Source organism: Streptomyces sp. NPDC020362, assembly GCF_040642095.1.
In the GTDB taxonomy this organism is placed as follows: domain Bacteria; phylum Actinomycetota; class Actinomycetes; order Streptomycetales; family Streptomycetaceae; genus Streptomyces.
In genome coordinates, this window is sequence record NZ_JBFAET010000203.1 from 1 (window position 1) to 15,917 (window position 15,917).

Here is a 15,917-nt window from a genome sequence, read left to right on the forward strand (position 1 = left end):
CCCAGCTCCTCCGTCGCCGTGGAGTCGAACGGGGAGTGCGGGGCCCGCTTGAAGACCACCGCGATCTCCGTCACCCGGCGGCCCAGCCGCTTGCCGGTACGCAGATAGAAGGGGACGCCCGCCCAGCGGCGGTTGTCGATGCCCAGCTTGACCGCCGCGTAGGTGTCGGTCTTCGACTTCGGGTCGATGCCCTCCTCCTGGAGGTAGCCGACGACCTTCTCGCCACCCTGCCAGCCGGTCGCGTACTGCGCCCGCACGGTGTGGTTGCCCAGGTCCTCCGGCAGCCGCACCGACTTGAGCACCTTCAGCTTCTCGGTGAGCAGCGCCTCCGCGTCGAACGCGATCGGCTCCTCCATGGCGGTGAGCGCCATCAGCTGCAGCAGGTGGTTCTGAATGACGTCACGGGCCGACCCGATGCCGTCGTAGTAGCCGGCCCGGCCGCCGATGCCGATGTCCTCGGCCATGGTGATCTGCACGTGATCGACGTAACTGCGGTTCCAGATGGGCTCGTACATCTGGTTGGCGAAGCGCAGCGCCAGGATGTTCTGGACCGTCTCCTTGCCGAGATAGTGGTCGATGCGGAAGACCTGCTCCGGCTCGAACACGTCGTGCACGACCGCGTTCAGGTCCTGCGCCGACGTCAGGTCGTGGCCGAACGGCTTCTCGATGACCGCGCGCCGCCAGGAACCCTGCGCCGGACTGGCCAGGCCGTGCTTCTTGAGCTGCTGCACGACCTTGGGGAAGAACTTCGGCGGGACCGAGAGGTAGAAGGCGAAGTTGCCGCCGGTGCCGCGGGAGGCGTCCAGCTCGTCGACGGCGTCCTTGAGCTGCTTGAACGCGGTGTCGTCCTCGAAGTCGCCGGGGATGAACCGCATGCCCTCGGCGAGCTGCTGCCACACCTCCTCCCGGAACGGGGTCCGGGAGTGCTCGCGCACGGCGTCATGGACGACCTGGGCGAAGTCCTGGTCCGCCCAGTCCCGGCGGGCGAAGCCGACCAGCGAGAAGCCCGGCGGCAGCAGGCCGCGGTTGGCCAGGTCGTACACGGCGGGCATCAGCTTCTTGCGGGACAGGTCGCCGGTCACACCGAAGATGACCAGGCCGGAGGGGCCCGCGATCCGGGGCAGCCGGCGGTCGCGGGCGTCCCGCAGGGGGTTCACCCAGTCGGCGGCCGGGAAGAGGGGGACCCGCACCTCCTGGTCGGAGGGAGTCCCGGGTTCCGGGGCCTTGGTCGTCATCACGCGTCAACTCCCTTGCTGTCCAAAGACTTGGTGACAGCGTCCAGCAGGTCCTGCCACGCCGTCTCGAACTTGGCGACGCCTTCGTCCTCCAGCTGCTGGACGACCTCGTCGTAGGAGATGCCGAGCCGCTCCACGGCGGCGAGGTCCGCGCGGGCCTCGGCGTAGCCGCCCGTCACCGTGTCGCCGGTGATCACGCCGTGGTCGGCGGTGGCCTTCAAGGTGGCCTCCGGCATGGTGTTGACGGTGCCGGGCGCGACCAGCTCGTCCACGTACAGCGTGTCCTTGTAGGCGGGGTCCTTCACCCCGGTGGAGGCCCACAGCGGACGCTGCCTGTTCGCCCCGGCGCCGACGAGGGCGGGCCAGTGGTCGGACGGCGGTGTCGCACTGTGGGCAGAGCCGAACACCGCCTCGTACGCCTCGTAGGCCAGCCGTGCGTTGGCGAGGGCCGCCCGGCCCTTGAGCGCGAGGGCCTCGTCGGTGCCGAGGACGGTGAGCCGCTTGTCGATCTCGCTGTCCACGCGGGAGACGAAGAAGGACGCCACCGAGTGAATCCGGGACAGGTCCAGGCCCCGCTCGCGGGCCTTCTCCAGACCGGCCAGGTAGGCGGCCATGACCTCGCGGTAGCGCTCCAGCGAGAAGATCAGCGTCACGTTGACACTGATGCCGAGGCCGATGACCTCGGTGATCGCGGGGAGTCCCGCCCTGGTCGCCGGGATCTTGACCATCACGTTGGGGCGGTCGACCAGCCAGGCCAGCTGCTTGGCCTCGGCGACCGTCGCCGCGGTGTCGTGAGCCAGGCGGGGGTCGACCTCGATGGAGACACGGCCGTCGAGGCCGTCCGAGGCGGTGTACACCGGCTGCAGGATGTCGGCGGCCGCCCGTACGTCGGCGGTCGTCATCATCCGCACCGCCTCGTCCACCGTCACGCCGCGCACGGCCAGGTCCGTGAGCTGCTCCTCGTACCCCTCGCCGGAGCCGATGGCGGCCTGGAAGATCGACGGGTTGGTGGTGACGCCGACCACGCCGCCGTTCTCCACCAGCTCGGCCAGGCCGCCCGAGGTGATCCGCTTGCGCGACAGGTCGTCCAGCCAGATCGAGACGCCTTCGTCGGCGAGGCGCTCGAGGGCTGCCGGGGTCGCGATTGCTTCGGTCACAGTGCTCATCTTTCTGGTCGCGTCGGTATCAGGCGCGCGCGGCGGCCAGCGAATCGCGGGCAGCGGCGGCGACGTTCTCGGGGGTGAAGCCGAATGCGGTGAACAGGGTCCCGGCGTCGGCGGAGGCACCGAAGTGTTCGAGGGAGACGATCCGGCCCGCGTCGCCCACGAACCGGTGCCAGGTCAGACCGATGCCGGCCTCGACCGCGACCCGGGCCTTCACGGACGGCGGCAGGACGTGCTCGCGGTAGGACAGCGGCTGCTGCTCGAACCACTCGACGGACGGCATCGACACCACCCGCGTGCCGATCCCCTCGGCCTCCAGCTGCTCCCGGGCGGCGACGGCCAGCTGCACCTCGGAACCCGTCGCGATGATGATCACCTCCGGCGTCTCGGTGGAGGACTCGCGCAGCACGTAGCCGCCCTTGGCCGCGTCCGGGTCGGGCGCGTACGTCGGCACGCCCTGGCGGGTCAGCGCGAGGCCGTGCGGGGCCGGGTCGGTGGCGTGCCTCTTCAGGATCTCGGCCCAGGCGATCGTGGTCTCGTTGGCGTCCGCCGGGCGGACGACGTTCAGGCCCGGGATCGCGCGCAGCGAGGCCAGGTGCTCGACCGGCTGGTGGGTGGGGCCGTCCTCGCCGAGGCCGATGGAGTCGTGCGTCCACACGTACGTCACCGGCAGCTGCATCAGGGCCGACATCCGCACCGCGTTGCGCATGTAGTCGGAGAACACCAGGAAGGTGCCGCCGTAGATGCGGGTGTTGCCGTGCAGGGCGATGCCGTTCATCTCGGCGGCCATCGAGAACTCGCGGATGCCGAAGTGGACGGTACGGCCGTACGGGTCCGCCTCGGGCAGCGGGTTGCCCGCCGGCAGGAAGGAGCTGGTGCCGTCGATGGTGGTGTTGTTCGACCCGGCGAGGTCGGCGGAGCCGCCCCACAGCTCCGGGAGCACCGGGCCGAGGGCCTGCAGCACCTTGCCGGAGGCGGCACGGGTGGCGACCGCCCTGCCCTCCTCGAACACCGGCAGGGCGTCCTCCCAGCCCTCGGGCAGCTCGCCCTTGCCGACCCGGTCGAAGAGGGCGGCCCGCTCGGGGTCGGTCGCGCGCCACTCGGCGATCCGCTTGTCCCAGGCCGCGTGCGCCTCGGCACCCCGCTCCAGCGCCCCGCGGGTGTGCCTGAGGACCTCGTCCGTCACCTCGAAGGACTGCTCGGGGTCGAAGCCGACGACGCGCTTGGTGGCGGCGATCTCCTCCGCGCCGAGCGCGGAACCGTGGGAGGCCTCGGTGTTCTGCGCGTTCGGGGCCGGCCAGGCGATGATCGTGCGCATCGCGATGATCGAGGGCCGTCCGGTCTCGGCCTGCGCCGACTTCAGCGCCTCGTACAACGCGGGCACGTCGATGTCGCCGTCGGCGGTGGGCTCGATGCGCCGGGTGTGCCAGCCGTAGGCCTCGTACCGCTTCAGCACGTCCTCGGAGAAGGCGGTCGCGGTGTCGCCCTCGATGGAGATGTGGTTGTCGTCGTAGAGGAAGACCAGGTTGCCGAGCTTCTGGTGGCCCGCGAGCGAGGAGGCCTCGGCGGAGACGCCCTCCTCCAGGTCGCCGTCGGAGACGATCGCCCAGATGGTGTGGTCGAAGGGTGAGGTGCCCTCGGGGGCCTGAGGGTCGAACAGGCCGCGCTCGTAGCGGGCGGCCATCGCCATGCCGACGGCGTTGGCGACGCCCTGGCCGAGCGGACCGGTGGTGGTCTCGACCCCGGCGGTGTGCCCGTACTCGGGGTGACCGGGCGTCTTGGAACCGTGCGTCCGGAACGCCTTCAGGTCCTCCAGCTCCAGCTCGTACCCGGCGAGGAAGAGCTGGGTGTAGAGGGTCAGCGAGGTGTGGCCGGGAGACAGCACGAAGCGGTCACGGCCGGTCCACTCCGGGTCGGCCGGATCGTGTCGCATCACCTTCTGAAAGATCGTGTACGCGGCAGGAGCCAGGCTCATCGCGGTGCCCGGATGGCCGTTGCCGACCTTCTGCACGGCATCGGCCGCGAGAAGCCGGGCGGTGTCCACGGCACGCCGGTCCAGGTCGGTCCACTCGAAGCCGTCGGATGTCTGCGTGCTCATCTTCAAGAAGTCCTCGTTGAATGCGTGATTGCTGACCGGATGTGTTCAAACTTAAAAGTCTGACTTTTTCGGTGGAAGGTCTCGGTGTGTCAGCCTGTGGTGAATCTGGGACAGCGAATGCGTGACAGGGACGGCACGAAACGAACATGGCGGACAGAACATCCCAAGCCGAAGGCGACGGCATGGACGGCGACGGGATCAGGACCTTCCCCTTCCCCGCCGAGCTGGCCGTCGGCGGCGTCGGCATGCAGATCGGCCCCATGGGAAACGACCGCACCTGGCACGCCGACGCCCCGCTGCACCGCGTCCACCGCATCGACTTCCACGTGGTCATGCTCTTCACCGGCGGCCCCGTGCGGCACATGGTCGACTTCGCCGAGTACGAGGCCGCGGCCGGCGACCTGCTGTGGATCCGCCCCGGGCAGGTCCACCGGTTCTCCCGGACGAGCGAGTACCGCGGAACCGTCCTGACCATGCAGCCCGGTTTCCTGCCCCGCGCCACCGTCGAGGCCACCGGCCTGTACCGCTACGACCTGCCGCCGCTGCTGCACCCCGGCCCGGCCCAGCTCGACGCGCTCCAGGCGGCCCTGGAACAGCTGCGCCGAGAGTACGAGGACACCGCGACCCTTCCGGTGAGCCTGCACACGGCCGTCCTGCGGCACACCCTCACCGCGTTCCTGCTGCGCCTCGCCCACCTCGCGGCCAGCTCGGCGGAGGCCTCCCGGCAGCAGGCGGACACCACCTTCACCCTCTTCCGGGACGCCGTGGAGAAGGACTTCGCCTCCAACCACAGCGTCAGCGCGTACGCCGACGCGCTCGGTTACTCCCGCCGCACCCTCGTGCGTGCCGTCCGCGCGGCCACCGGCCAGACGCCGAAGGGCTTCATCGACAGGCGGGTGATCCTGGAGGCCAAGCGCCTCCTCGCCCACACGGACATGCCGACCGGCCGCGTCGGGGCAGCCGTGGGCTTCCCCGACGCGGCGAACTTCTCCAAGTTCTTCCACCTGCACACCGGTCAGACGCCGGTGGCGTTCCGGGCGGAGCTGCGCTAGCGGCGGCCCCGTTCGGCGGTACGCCGGATCCGCTCGCCGCTCGCCGCTCGCCGCTCGCCGTCCGCCGTCCGCTGTTCTCCGCCCGCCGTTCGCGTGCCCGGCCGGCTCGAGGCGGTCGCCCCCAGGGCGGCCCGCAACGGGCGGGCCTTTGTGTCACTTCCGCCAGAACAGATGGTGCGTCACGCCGCTCGGGCTGGGCACGACCTCCAGGTGGAACCGGTCGAGCAGCTCGCCCGGGGACTCCCACAGCCGTACTCCGGACCCGAGCTTCACCGGGGAGACCGCCACATGCATGGTGTCGACGAGGTCGGCGTCGAGAAACTCCCGGACGGTGGTGACCCCGCCGCCGAGCCGGACGTCCTTGCCCTTCGCCGCCACCCGTGCCAGTTCGAGGACCGTGGCCGGGTCGCCGTCGACGAAGTGGAACGTGGTGTCGGAGAGCGTGAAGGAAGGACGGGGGTGGTGGGTCATGACGAACACCGGGGTGCGGAACGGAGGCTCGTCGCCCCACCAGCCCCGCCACTCGTGGTCGGCCCAGGGCCCGCGCTGGGGCCCGAACTTGTTGCGGCCCATGATCTCGGCGCCGATGTTGCGTGCGTAGTCCCGCGTGAAGCAGTCGTCGAGGCCCCTGCTCCCGCCGGGGTCGGTCCGCATGGGCCAGCTCGCCGTGGCGCCGGCCCACGCGAACAGCCTCGCGGGATCGACGTGGCCGAACGGCCTCTCGAGGCTCTGGTCGTCGCCGGCGCCGATGCCGTCACTCGAGACGTTGAAGTTCTGGACTCTCAGCAGCTGAGTCACGTCTTCCTCCTGCGTGGTCGTCAACGGTGACGACGACTCTCCGGGCCGGGAAAACTCATCGCTGCGATCGCGACCGGCCGGACATCGGGTTGCCCGGGAGGCGGGCAGCCGTCCCGGGCGGGCCGACGGTGCACGGGTGCCCCGCGGCCGGCCGCGGGGCACCCACGGTGCTGTGGTCAGTGACCGAAGTCGAACCAGTTCACGTTCACGAAGTCGGCCGGCTGGCCGCTGGTGAACGTCAGATACACATCGTGTGTGCCGGTCACCGAGCCGATGTTCGCCGGGACGGTCCGCCAGCTCTGCCAGCCCCCGGTGTCGCCCACTGCGAAACTGCCGATCGGTGCGTTGGAGCGGCTGTCCAGGCGCACCTCGACGAGCCCGCTCACCCCGGACGCGGCCCCGCTCGCCACCCGGGCGTAGAACTGGGTGGCCGCCCGGGAGCCGAAGTCGACGCCCTTGTACAGCGCCCAGTCGCCGTTGGCGAGGTATCCGATGTCCTGGCCGCCACCGCTGTCCGTGGTGGACTCGGTGCCGACGCCGGACTGGCTGTCGTAGGACTCGGCCTGGATCGGGCTGTAGGCGTCCCGGTTGCCGGAGGGCGGGGGAGTGGTGCCGCCCCCGTCGCCCGCCGACTGGAGCACCTGCACATAGTCCACGGCCATGGGGTGGTTCGGTTCGGTGCCGCTGTCCGGACCGCCGCCGAAGGCCGCCGGGAAGCCGCCGCCCATCGCCACGTTCAGGATGAGGAAGAAGCCGTGGCTGGTGGCGTTGGCCCAGGTCGTCGCGTCGACCTGGTTGGCCTTCACGGTGTGGAAGTTGACGCCGTCGAGGTAGAAGCGGATCTCCTCGGGGCTGGTCGACCGGTCCCACTCCATGGCGTACGTGTGGAAGCCGGCCTGGCAGGTCGTGCCGGAGCAGGGGGTGCTGCCGCCGATGCCGGTGGTCTCGTTGCAGGGGCCGCCCGGGCTGGTGCCGCAGTGCATCGTGGCCCAGTCGGTGTTCAGGCCCTGGACGTTCTCCATGATGTCCAGCTCGCCGATGCCCGGCCAGTTCCAGTAGTTGCCGCGGAACGGCGCGCCCAGCATCCAGAACGCGGGCCAGTAACCCTTGGCGGCGGCGCCGGTGACGTTCGGCATCTGGATCCGGGCCTGTACGCGCAGCTTGCCGCCGGCCGGCGGCTGGAAGTCGGTCCGGGTCGTCTCGATGCGTCCGGAGGTCCAGTTGCCGGATGCGTCGCGGCGCGGGGTGATGAGCAGGTTGCCGTTGCCGTCGAGCGCGACGTTGCCGGTGCCGGAGGTCATCGTCTCGACCTCGCCGGTGCCCCAGTTGGCCGCGCCGCCCGGGTACGACGTGCCGGTGTCGTACTGCCAGTCGGAGGTGTTGACGCCGGAACCGGCGGGGCCGTTGAAGTCGTCCAGGAAGACCTGGGTCCAGCCGGACGGGGGCGTGGGGGCGGAGGCGTTCGCGGGTGCGGTGGCGGCCGTCGCGACCGCTGCGGCCAGGCCGAGCGTGGCGACGACGGCGACGAGGGCCCGACGGAGGGCGCGGGGTCTGGGTATGCCGGAGGTTTCGCTCATGAGGGAGGGCCTCTCGGGTACGGGAGAGTGCGGGAGTCCTGTGAGAGCGCTCCCAATCGCAGATTGAGAGCGCTCTCACGGTGTCGCCAATGTGCTCCCCGCCCCCGCGGTCGTCAAGAGTTAAAGCAGAGAAACTCCTTTTGCCGCAGGGGAGTTCACCCCATGAAGCCACCCTCGCTCTCGTGGAACGCGCAGTCGGCCCCGGAGGAGGGACGGGCCACCGGTCAGGAAGGCGCCGACGGCCTGGATCCGGTGTCCGGATTCCCCCTGCCGAGCGCGGCGAGCACGAAGGTGACGCTGATGAGCAGGGCCCATGCGCCGAACTTGCCGACGTCGACGGGTTGCCAGCCGTGCAGCTGGTACGGGTAGCGCCACGCGCCCAGATAGGTGGCCAGGTTCTCGGCCAGCCACAGGAAGAACCCGATCAGGACGAAGGACAGCGCGAGTGGCATGCGCCGCCGCACTCCGCGCACCGTGTAGTGCACCCAGGTGCCCGCAGTGACGGCCAGGAGCAGGGCCGCGAGGGGCCAGCGGGCGTCGGGCAGCCAGTGGTGGCTGAAGAAGTTGACGTAGACGGCGGCGGCCACCAGTGCCGTCGCCCGCGGCCGGTAGTCGGTCAGCTTCAGGTCGAACAGGTGCCAGGCCCGGCACACGTAGCTGCCGACGGCCGCGTAGAGGAAGCCCCCGTACAGGGGGACGCCGGCGAACTTCAGCACGGCGGGTTCCGGATAGCTCCACGAGCCGAGCGAGACCTTCACCAGCTCGAAGGCGAGACCGGTGACGTGGCAGGCGGCGATGACGGCGACGTCCCGTCCGCTCTCCCAGCCGCGCCGCCAGAACAGCAGGGTGAGGAGCACGCCATAGCAGACGAGGAGGTCGTAGCGGGCCACCGGCAGCGGTGGCAGCAGGGCCGATGCCGCCACCCCGGACAGCAGGGCGATGGCGAAGGCGCAGGCCCGGGTCTGCGTCCAGGTGAAATCGAGCAGCTGGCCGACGGGGGAGGCCGGTGGCCCGGCCGGATTTGTGATGGGCATGATGATCGGGAGGACGACGGCGGGTCCGCTTCCGGTTGCCCCACCACGCTAGTCACCGGCGCACAGCCTTCCCCCACCGGTTCGTCGTCCTTTAACTATCAGCGCTTACCTACGGTTACGTAACCTCTCGGCCTGCTCAGCTTCACCCATCTCTTCACCCCACAGAAGGGACGTTCTGAAGTGGTGATCTCCCCAAGGCCGAGGAAGCCGCTGGCGAGGAGAGCCGCGCTGCTCGCCACCGCAGGCCTGCTCGGCGGACTGCTGGCGGTGCCGGCGGTGACCGCGGCGGCCGGAACGCCGCAGGCGTGCTCCGCCGCGGACGCCGACATCTACCGGCCTCCGGACCGCGCCACCGCCGCATCCGGCGACATCGTCGCCTGCCGCCGGGTCGACTCGCTGCCCATGGTGGTCGGCGGCCCCCCGCTCAACGCCTGGAAGGTGCAGTACGGCTCCACCGACGGGCGGGGCCGGCGGGTCTCCGTCGTCGGCACCGTCGTCGTACCGCAGAAGCCGTGGACCGGTCCGGGCGAGCGGCCGCTGGTCGCGTTCGTGCCGGGCACCCTCGGCATCGGGCCGCAGTGCGCCTTCTCCAAACAGCTCGCGGGCCAGTACCAGGACGCCTACGAGGGTCCGAACATCGCCGCGCTGCTCAACGCCGGTTACGCCGTCGCCGCGACGGACGGCCAGGGATACATGGACGGCGAGGTCCACCCGTACGCCTCCGGGGCCGAGGCCGGTCACGCCTCCCTCGACATGGCCCGCGCGGCCTCCCGGGTGCCCGGCACCGGGGTGAGCCCCGGTGCCGAGGTCGGGATCTGGGGCTACTCCGAGGGCGGCTCCGGCAGCCTGTGGGCGGCCCAGCTCGCCCGGTCCTACGCCCCCGAACTGAACGTCGTCGGCGTGGCCTCCGGCGGGATCCCCGCCGACCTCAAGCAGGTGGCGAGCAACCTCGACGGGAAGTTCTTCGCCGGGTTCCTGGTGGATGCGTTCATCGGTCTGTCCGTCACGCATCCGCAGCTGCCCTTCGACGACCTCCTCAACGACACCGGCCGCAAGGCCGTCAAGGACGCCGAGTCGCTGTGCGCGCTCGGCACCGTCAGCCGCTTCCCGCTCGCGCGGATCGAGCAGCTGACCAAGGACGGGCTGACCCTCGACCAGATCTACGCCCTGCACGGCTCCGACGGCACCACCTGGGGCGACGCGGTCGGCGCCAACAAGCTGGGCACCGGCGTGGGCACCCCCGGATCCGGTGCCCGCTACGAGATCGGCTTCCCGCTGTACCAGTACCGCGGCCTGCTGGACGAGGTGATCCCGGCGGACAGCGCGAGTGCCACCCGCCGCTCCTACTGCGACGCCGGCATCCGCACCCGCTGGGCCCCGTACGTGGGCGACCACCTCACCGGTGACGCCCAGGCGGTCGGCGACGTGGTGAAGTGGCTCGGCGACCGGTTCGACGGCAAGGCGGACGCCGGCAACTGCTGATCCCGCTTCCGCCGGAGAAGGACGGCGGCGGCCCGCCCGCCGCCGTCCCGCACCGTCCTTCCCCCGTCTCCGCTTCTCCGCGTGTACGCCTACTGCTGCCGGTAGGCGTACACGGTCGTCGCGACTGCGCACACGCCCGGCGCGATCACCTCGGCCCGCAGCGTGCCGCTGCCCGGGTCGTAGTCGACGCCCTCCGCCTCGAACGTGCCCGAGCACACGCTCTTCTGCGGAACGCCGAACAGGCTCGTCACCGCGCCGGTGACGGGCCTGCCGTCCAGCGCGTGCTCCAGGTCGACCTGGAGCAGCGGCCTGCTCTGCGGGAAGAGCGTGCCGGAGGAGTCGTCCGAGGCGCACACCAGCCGGGTGGCGGTGACGAAGTCACAGCCCTGGATGTCCCGCACCGGCTTGTCCAGGCTGATCTGCCCGGCCTGCGCCAGCGACCCGCCGGTGGCCGGCGTGGCCGGGTTGAGCAGGGGGGCGGGGAACACCTGGAGCCGGTTCTGGTCGCCCCACTCGCCCGACACCAGCCACTGGCCGTCGGGCGAGACGGTGGCGAACGAGTTGTTCACCTTCTCGCCCGGGTCCAGGGGATGCACGTAGTCGTACCGCTTCCCGGACGGCGTGGTCACCGCGTACAGCTTCGAGGTGGCCGTGTCGGCGCCCTGGTAGGCGTCGAAGACATAGCCGCGCGCGATGTCCGGGTCGCCGACGTGGTTCCAGCCCTTGATCCTGAGGTCCAGGGGTATGTCCAGCAGACCGCGGTGCAGCAGCGACCCGTCCGCCCGGCTCGCGAGCCCCTGTCCGCCGCCGAGGGTGTCGGTGTACGAGGTCCCGGCCGGCGCCCATGGGGGGCCGTCGGCGGCGGAGGCGCTCGGCACGCCGAGCGCCAGTGCACCCGATAAGGCGGTGAGGGTGAGAAGATGACGCTTCATCGGACTCCTGCCACGTCTACGAAAATGGGGTTCGAATAGAACCACGTATCGGCCCACGGGTCACCGTTTCCGGGCTCGTGGGGGATCGGCCCGTGCGGGTCGACGGCCGCGCCCCGGCAGCCGGCGCCGTTCCGGTTGCCGTCGCTGCCGCGCAGCCGCACGTAGAAGGACTCCTCGCCGACGGTCAGCGGGATGCGCAGCGTGTACGTCCCCTTGCGCCCGGACACGTCCACCGTGCGCACGACCCTGGTGTCCGGTGCCTGCCAGGTGTCCCGGTCGGTCACCGGGCCGCGCACCGCGCCCCGGACCACGTCCACGTGCGCCAACCGGGGCAGAACGCCGTGGGGGTTGGCCCGCGATGCGGTCGTCACCGTCACGTACAGCGTGATCCTCTCGCCCTTGCCCACGCGCAGCCGCCCGCCGAGCGTGACGCCCCGGCCCCGGTCGCAGTCCCGCTTCACCCGCACGTCGAGCCCGTCCAGCAGATGCCCGTGGTCGAGCCAGACACGGCCGGCACGCAGGCCCGCCATCACGGCGAGGTAGCCGTAGCGGGTCACTCCGACGTGGGTGCGGCTGAACTCGCCGGGCCAGAAGTCGCTGCCGGGCTGCGGGGTGCCGGTGTCGACCGGGTCGGGCAGCCTGCCGGTGGTGTCGAAGTTCTGGCCGGGCAGCCAGTCGCCGTTCTTCCAGGTGTCGAAGACGGTCCGGTGGTTGTCGGAGTTGGTGGTGATCGAGAACAGCCTGCCCTCGGCGAGCATCGAGTCCCACAGGCCGCCGACGGTCGCGGTGGCCCAGTCGAAGCCGCCGTAGGTCAGGTAGGCCTCTTGCGGGTAGTCCGCCCAGGACTGGGCGGACGGGCTGTTCTGGTACTCGCCGCGGATCGACGTGGGGCCGCCCCAGCCCGGGATCGCGGCGCCCTGGGCGCCCGGCGCGCCCTCCATGCCGATCATGATCTCGGGGGCCGCGTCACGCCAGTTGCGCATCTCGTGCGGGGAGTCGATGCCGAGGCGCAGCGGATGGTTGGCGAGGACGAGGACGTCGTCGACGTAGCCGGTTCGGCGCTGCTCGGCCAGCCACTCGAGGGCCCTGACGGCGTGGGCCTCGTTGCGGGCGGTGTCCGCGTCGCCGGCGCCGCCCTTGTCGTAGCCGAGCAGCTTGCCGTCGTAGGCCAGCTCGAACTGTGTGAGCAGGTCGACCTCGTGCGGGCCGGGGGCCGCGAAGACCGTGCAGTGCTCGGCGGCCGGGATGTACCACTCCAGGCCCTGGAAGATCAGCTGGCGAGGGTTCTCGGCGCGAGCCCTGAGGATCTCCCGGTGCTCCGTCTGCGCGCCGTGGCGGGCGTGCCCGAAGTTGGAGTGCTCGTTGAACACCATCCAGTCCAGGCCGTACCGGGCGGCGGCCCGGGCCTGCTGGGAGAACGTGTACTTGGCGTCGTGGCTGTAGACGGAGTGGACGTGGTGGTCGCCGACCAGGTAGGCGAGGTGCGGGTCCTCGCCGCCCGGGCCCCGGCCGGTGGCGGCGGACGCCGGGGTGACCGCCGCGCCCAGGGCGAACGCGGCGCCGAACAGGCCCGCGCGGCGCAGGAGTCGGCGTCGGGAGACACCCTGGGCGTCGAGGCCGGCGGGGGTGACCGCCGGGTCGGCCCAGACGGGCAGCTGCTGCTCGGTCATGGTGGTCCTCGTGATGGGGGTCAGTGGGTCATGAAGGAGGAGACGGGCAGCGCCCGGGACACGATCCGGACGTCGCCGAGCCGTCCGTGCAGGATCTGGTCGAGCTTCCCCGCGTACTCGTAGCCGCCGAGCAGCCAGGGCAGCCCGGCCGAGGCGATGCCGGCGGCGGGGGCGTGCGGGTTGCGGGCCACGGGGCAGCCCTGGACGTACATCGTGGTGTGCCGACCGTCGTTGACCACGGCCAGGTGCCACCACTTCTCGCGGGCGGTCTCGTCGCCCCAGTTGGTGGCGAGCTGCCGCCGGCCGAGCGGACGGACGGCCCACTGCGGGCCCGGCCCGTCGGAGACGGACAGCGTGGCGAGCGGTTCGTCGGGGTCGTCCGTGACCGGGCCGGCGAAACCGTTGCGGCCGGTGCGGCTGACCAGGCCGGACCAGGCGTTGTGGGCGACGTCCCAGTCGGCGGGCAGGCGGTAGAACACCTCGATGGTGTAACCGCCCCTGAATGTGGCGGAGTTGACCGGTGCCCCGTCGACCGTGCGCAGACAGGCGCCCCTCAGCGGGGACTTGTAGCCCCGGAACTCCAGGCTGCCGTGGCCGGGCTGGTCGGGGTGGTGGTCGGACGACCAGGCCAGCGTGGAGTCGCCGACGGTGATCAGGGTGAGGTCGTTGCCGCGCCCGGACAGGTCGCGGACGGTGCCGGTCACCGCCGTGCCGTCGTCGTGGCCGTCGAAGCGCCAGTACGCCACCGTGCCCGGGATCAGCATTTCTGACGCGGGCCGTGCCGGGCGAGCCGGCACCGGGTCGAAGCCGGAGAAGCGCGCGGCGAAGTCGATGCCGACCGAGAAGCGGTCCGCATCCCCGCTCAGCTCGATCTCCTGCCGTTCCAGCTCGTTGAGGCCCCCGGCGGCCCGGCCCAGGATCCACGGGGAGACCGTCTCGACGTCGATGACGCCGCGGTCCAGGTCGAAGCGGTAGAGGCGGATCATCGCCGCGCCGCCGAAGTAGCGGTTCTGGTAGTTCGTCAGGTGCAGGTGCACCTCGTTGCCCGCCGCGTTCTTGCGGACCGCGCGGCCCGCGGGCCAGTAGTGGCCGTTCAGGGCCAGGAAGATCTGGTCGTGGTCCTCGATCAGACCGTCCCACAGCTGCTGCCCGTACGCGGACAGGGAATCGTCCCCGTCGACCAGCTCGTGCGTGGTGAGGACGACCGGCGTCCTCGGGTGCCGCGCGAGGACGTCCTTCGCCCAGGCGTACCCCTGTGCCGACAGCCGCCAGTCCAGCGCCAGCACCATCCACTCGCGCCCGGCCGCCCCGAACAGGTGGTAGGTGTTGTAGCCGTCCGCGGAGGCGCCCCCGAAGGTCGGCCTGCGCCGCAGGCGTTGCGGCCCGAACACGTCCAGGTACGGCGTCGGACCGCGCTGGTCGTCCGTCGACGACCGCACGTCGTGGTTGCCGGCCAGGACGCTGTAGCCGACGCCCCGCCGGTCGAGGATCCCGAACGCCTCGCCGATGGCGGCGCATTCCTCCTGGGCACCGTTCTGGGTGAGGTCGCCGAGGTGGGAGAGGAAGACGATGTTGTCGTTCTTGCCGTGCTCCAGCAGATACCGCAGGGACGCCTCGACGGGAGCGGGGTTGATGCTCGGCCCGTCGAAGAGGTACTGGGTGTCGGGCATCACGGCGAGCGTGAAGCGGCGGCTGTCGGGGTCGGGCCGCCAGGCGCCCGCGGGAGCCGCCTCGGCCGCGTCCGGCAGCGCGACCCCGGCGGTGGCGGCGGCACCGAGCAGCGCGGTGGCCCTGAGGAAACTGCGTCGTCCGGCGCCGGCCTGCGCGGCCTCGCCCTGGCTGTGGTCATGCGACGTACACACGTGTGCTCCGTGAGGGGTGACGTGACAGGGAAGGCGGGGTCACAGAACGCCCAGGGTCCGGCTCCGGCGACGGACGCCCGGTGGGATGCGGCGCTCGGGGGAGGCGCCGGGGCCTCCCGACGGCGTGCCGAGCCCTCGGTGCGCCGCGTCGATGCGCACCACGGCCCATGCGGGCGCCCGCAGCCGCACCCGCGGCGCGCACACCGGTGTCCCGCGCGGCGCCCACGGCTCGTCCTCGGCGGTGGTCACCCGCAACGTCAGCCAGGCCTCACCGCCGTCCGGGGGCAGCGTGAAGGGCAGTGGCACGGCGGCCGTCTCGCCCGGCCGCAGATCGGGCAGCTCGGCCGGACCGGTCAGGATCCGGCCGTCGGCCAGGGACAGCGCCCAGGTGGCCGCCAGCCGGCTCAGACCGCGGACGGTCTGGTGGTTGGAGACGACGATCCCCTCGTGCCGGTAGCAGCGGATACGGACCGGGTCCGCGAACTCCCGGCGCTCGTACGGGCCCGGCTTCGGGCGGTGGCGGGGGAGGACCGTGCCGTCCGCGCCGAACGGGCGCTCCTGCGCCGTCTCGCCGAAGTCACCGCCCTGCGCCCGGCGGTGCCCGGGTGCGGTGACACCGTTGTCGGGGAGTCCGGCGCCCGCGCGCCCGGCCGGTCTTCGCTCGCTCACGCGGTGCAGAATTCCGTGACCCCGGAACTCCCGGATGAAGCCGCCCTGAAGAGCCGGCGTTGACTCGATGGCCGCCCAGTGGTGCGGAGGCCGCCGCCGATCGAGGACCGCACGGCGCCCGCCCGGTCCGGGGAAGACGCTCACCCGGTCCGGGGAACACGCTCACCTCGGCCGGGGAGACGGTGACGGGGGTGGGCCGGCCGTCCGCCCTGCGGGAGAGCGCGAGGTCTACGCCCTCCTCGCCGGCCAGGTCGTGGACCGCCGGCAGGCCGGCGGGGACGTGCTGGCCCTGGGCGCCGCCGTAGTCGTCGCCGGAAACGGTGGGGGGGGGGGTGGCGAGGCCGG

Annotated in this window: 12 protein-coding genes and 1 pseudogene; 3 read left to right on the top strand and 10 right to left on the bottom strand. The window is 71.6% G+C overall.

Annotated elements, in window-relative coordinates; all coding sequences use genetic code 11:
- The 3 genes from zwf to tkt all read right to left on the bottom strand — a co-directional run.
- On the bottom strand, positions 1-1,235 hold a 1,235-nt coding region (gene zwf, locus AB0H32_RS40040), incomplete at its 3' end, for a glucose-6-phosphate dehydrogenase (RefSeq protein WP_361131817.1).
- Positions 1,235-2,401 (bottom strand): transaldolase, encoded by a 1,167-nt coding sequence (gene tal, locus AB0H32_RS40045; RefSeq protein WP_361131820.1) that lies wholly within the window; start codon positions 2,399-2,401, stop codon positions 1,235-1,237. The genes tal and zwf, both read right to left, overlap by 1 nt.
- A 19-nt stretch (positions 2,402-2,420) precedes the next feature.
- Positions 2,421-4,496, bottom strand: a complete 2,076-nt coding sequence (gene tkt, locus AB0H32_RS40050) for a transketolase (protein ID WP_361131823.1) — start codon at positions 4,494-4,496, stop codon at positions 2,421-2,423.
- A gap of 146 nt (positions 4,497-4,642) precedes the next feature.
- On the opposite strand from tkt, the gene AB0H32_RS40055 reads away from it, so the two are divergent.
- On the top strand, positions 4,643-5,548 hold the full coding sequence (locus AB0H32_RS40055; RefSeq protein WP_361131826.1) for an AraC family transcriptional regulator: 906 nt from the start codon (positions 4,643-4,645) through the stop codon (positions 5,546-5,548).
- 153 nt (positions 5,549-5,701) lie between these two features.
- On the opposite strand, the gene AB0H32_RS40060 is transcribed toward AB0H32_RS40055, so the two are convergent.
- From AB0H32_RS40060 to AB0H32_RS40070, 3 genes are all read right to left on the bottom strand, one after another.
- Positions 5,702-6,346 (bottom strand): dihydrofolate reductase family protein, encoded by a 645-nt coding sequence (locus AB0H32_RS40060; RefSeq protein WP_361131829.1) that lies wholly within the window; start codon positions 6,344-6,346, stop codon positions 5,702-5,704.
- Between the two features lie 176 nt (positions 6,347-6,522).
- On the bottom strand, positions 6,523-7,923 hold the full coding sequence (locus tag AB0H32_RS40065; RefSeq protein ID WP_361131832.1) for a glycoside hydrolase family 16 protein: 1,401 nt from the start codon (positions 7,921-7,923) through the stop codon (positions 6,523-6,525).
- A 224-nt stretch (positions 7,924-8,147) separates the two neighbouring features.
- Complete coding sequence (locus tag AB0H32_RS40070) at positions 8,148-8,957, bottom strand: DUF817 domain-containing protein (RefSeq protein WP_361131835.1); 810 nt, start codon at positions 8,955-8,957, stop codon at positions 8,148-8,150.
- 180 nt (positions 8,958-9,137) lie between these two features.
- Here AB0H32_RS40070 and AB0H32_RS40075 point away from each other — a divergent pair, with 180 nt between their 5' ends.
- A complete protein-coding gene (locus AB0H32_RS40075; protein WP_361131838.1) occupies positions 9,138-10,439 on the top strand; it encodes a lipase family protein in 1,302 nt (433 codons plus the stop codon).
- Positions 10,440-10,528: 89 nt separating this feature from the next.
- Here AB0H32_RS40075 and AB0H32_RS40080 read toward each other — a convergent pair whose 3' ends face one another.
- The 4 genes and pseudogenes from AB0H32_RS40080 to AB0H32_RS40095 all read right to left on the bottom strand — a co-directional run.
- A complete protein-coding gene (locus AB0H32_RS40080) occupies positions 10,529-11,371 on the bottom strand; it encodes a hypothetical protein (RefSeq protein ID WP_361131840.1) in 843 nt (280 codons plus the stop codon).
- The gene (locus tag AB0H32_RS40085) at positions 11,368-13,041 is read right to left on the bottom strand and encodes a histidinol-phosphatase (RefSeq protein ID WP_361131843.1); all 1,674 of its coding nucleotides are present in this window, start codon (positions 13,039-13,041) and stop codon (positions 11,368-11,370) included. The genes AB0H32_RS40080 and AB0H32_RS40085 overlap by 4 nt, the downstream gene beginning before the upstream one ends.
- A gap of 20 nt (positions 13,042-13,061) precedes the next feature.
- The gene (locus AB0H32_RS40090) at positions 13,062-14,903 is read right to left on the bottom strand and encodes a LamG-like jellyroll fold domain-containing protein (protein ID WP_361131845.1); all 1,842 of its coding nucleotides are present in this window, start codon (positions 14,901-14,903) and stop codon (positions 13,062-13,064) included.
- 177 nt (positions 14,904-15,080) lie between these two features.
- A pseudogene (locus AB0H32_RS40095) lies at positions 15,081-15,653 on the bottom strand (beta-galactosidase domain 4-containing protein); the annotation flags it as partial.
- On the opposite strand from AB0H32_RS40095, the gene AB0H32_RS40100 reads away from it, so the two are divergent.
- Positions 15,640-15,917: hypothetical protein (locus AB0H32_RS40100; RefSeq protein WP_361131848.1), on the top strand; the 278-nt coding region annotated here is incomplete at its 3' end. The pseudogene AB0H32_RS40095 and the gene AB0H32_RS40100 overlap by 14 nt on opposite strands.

Coding starts and splice junctions, on each gene's coding strand:
- AB0H32_RS40070 (WP_361131835.1), bottom strand. CDS start 8,957: ATGCCCATCACAAATCCGGCCGGGCCACCGGCCTCCCCCGTCGGCCAG.
- tkt (WP_361131823.1), bottom strand. CDS start 4,496: ATGAGCACGCAGACATCCGACGGCTTCGAGTGGACCGACCTGGACCGG.
- AB0H32_RS40085 (WP_361131843.1), bottom strand. CDS start 13,041: ATGACCGAGCAGCAGCTGCCCGTCTGGGCCGACCCGGCGGTCACCCCC.
- AB0H32_RS40080 (WP_361131840.1), bottom strand. CDS start 11,371: ATGAAGCGTCATCTTCTCACCCTCACCGCCTTATCGGGTGCACTGGCG.
- AB0H32_RS40065 (WP_361131832.1), bottom strand. CDS start 7,923: ATGAGCGAAACCTCCGGCATACCCAGACCCCGCGCCCTCCGTCGGGCC.
- AB0H32_RS40055 (WP_361131826.1), top strand. CDS start 4,643: ATGGCGGACAGAACATCCCAAGCCGAAGGCGACGGCATGGACGGCGAC.
- tal (WP_361131820.1), bottom strand. CDS start 2,401: ATGAGCACTGTGACCGAAGCAATCGCGACCCCGGCAGCCCTCGAGCGC.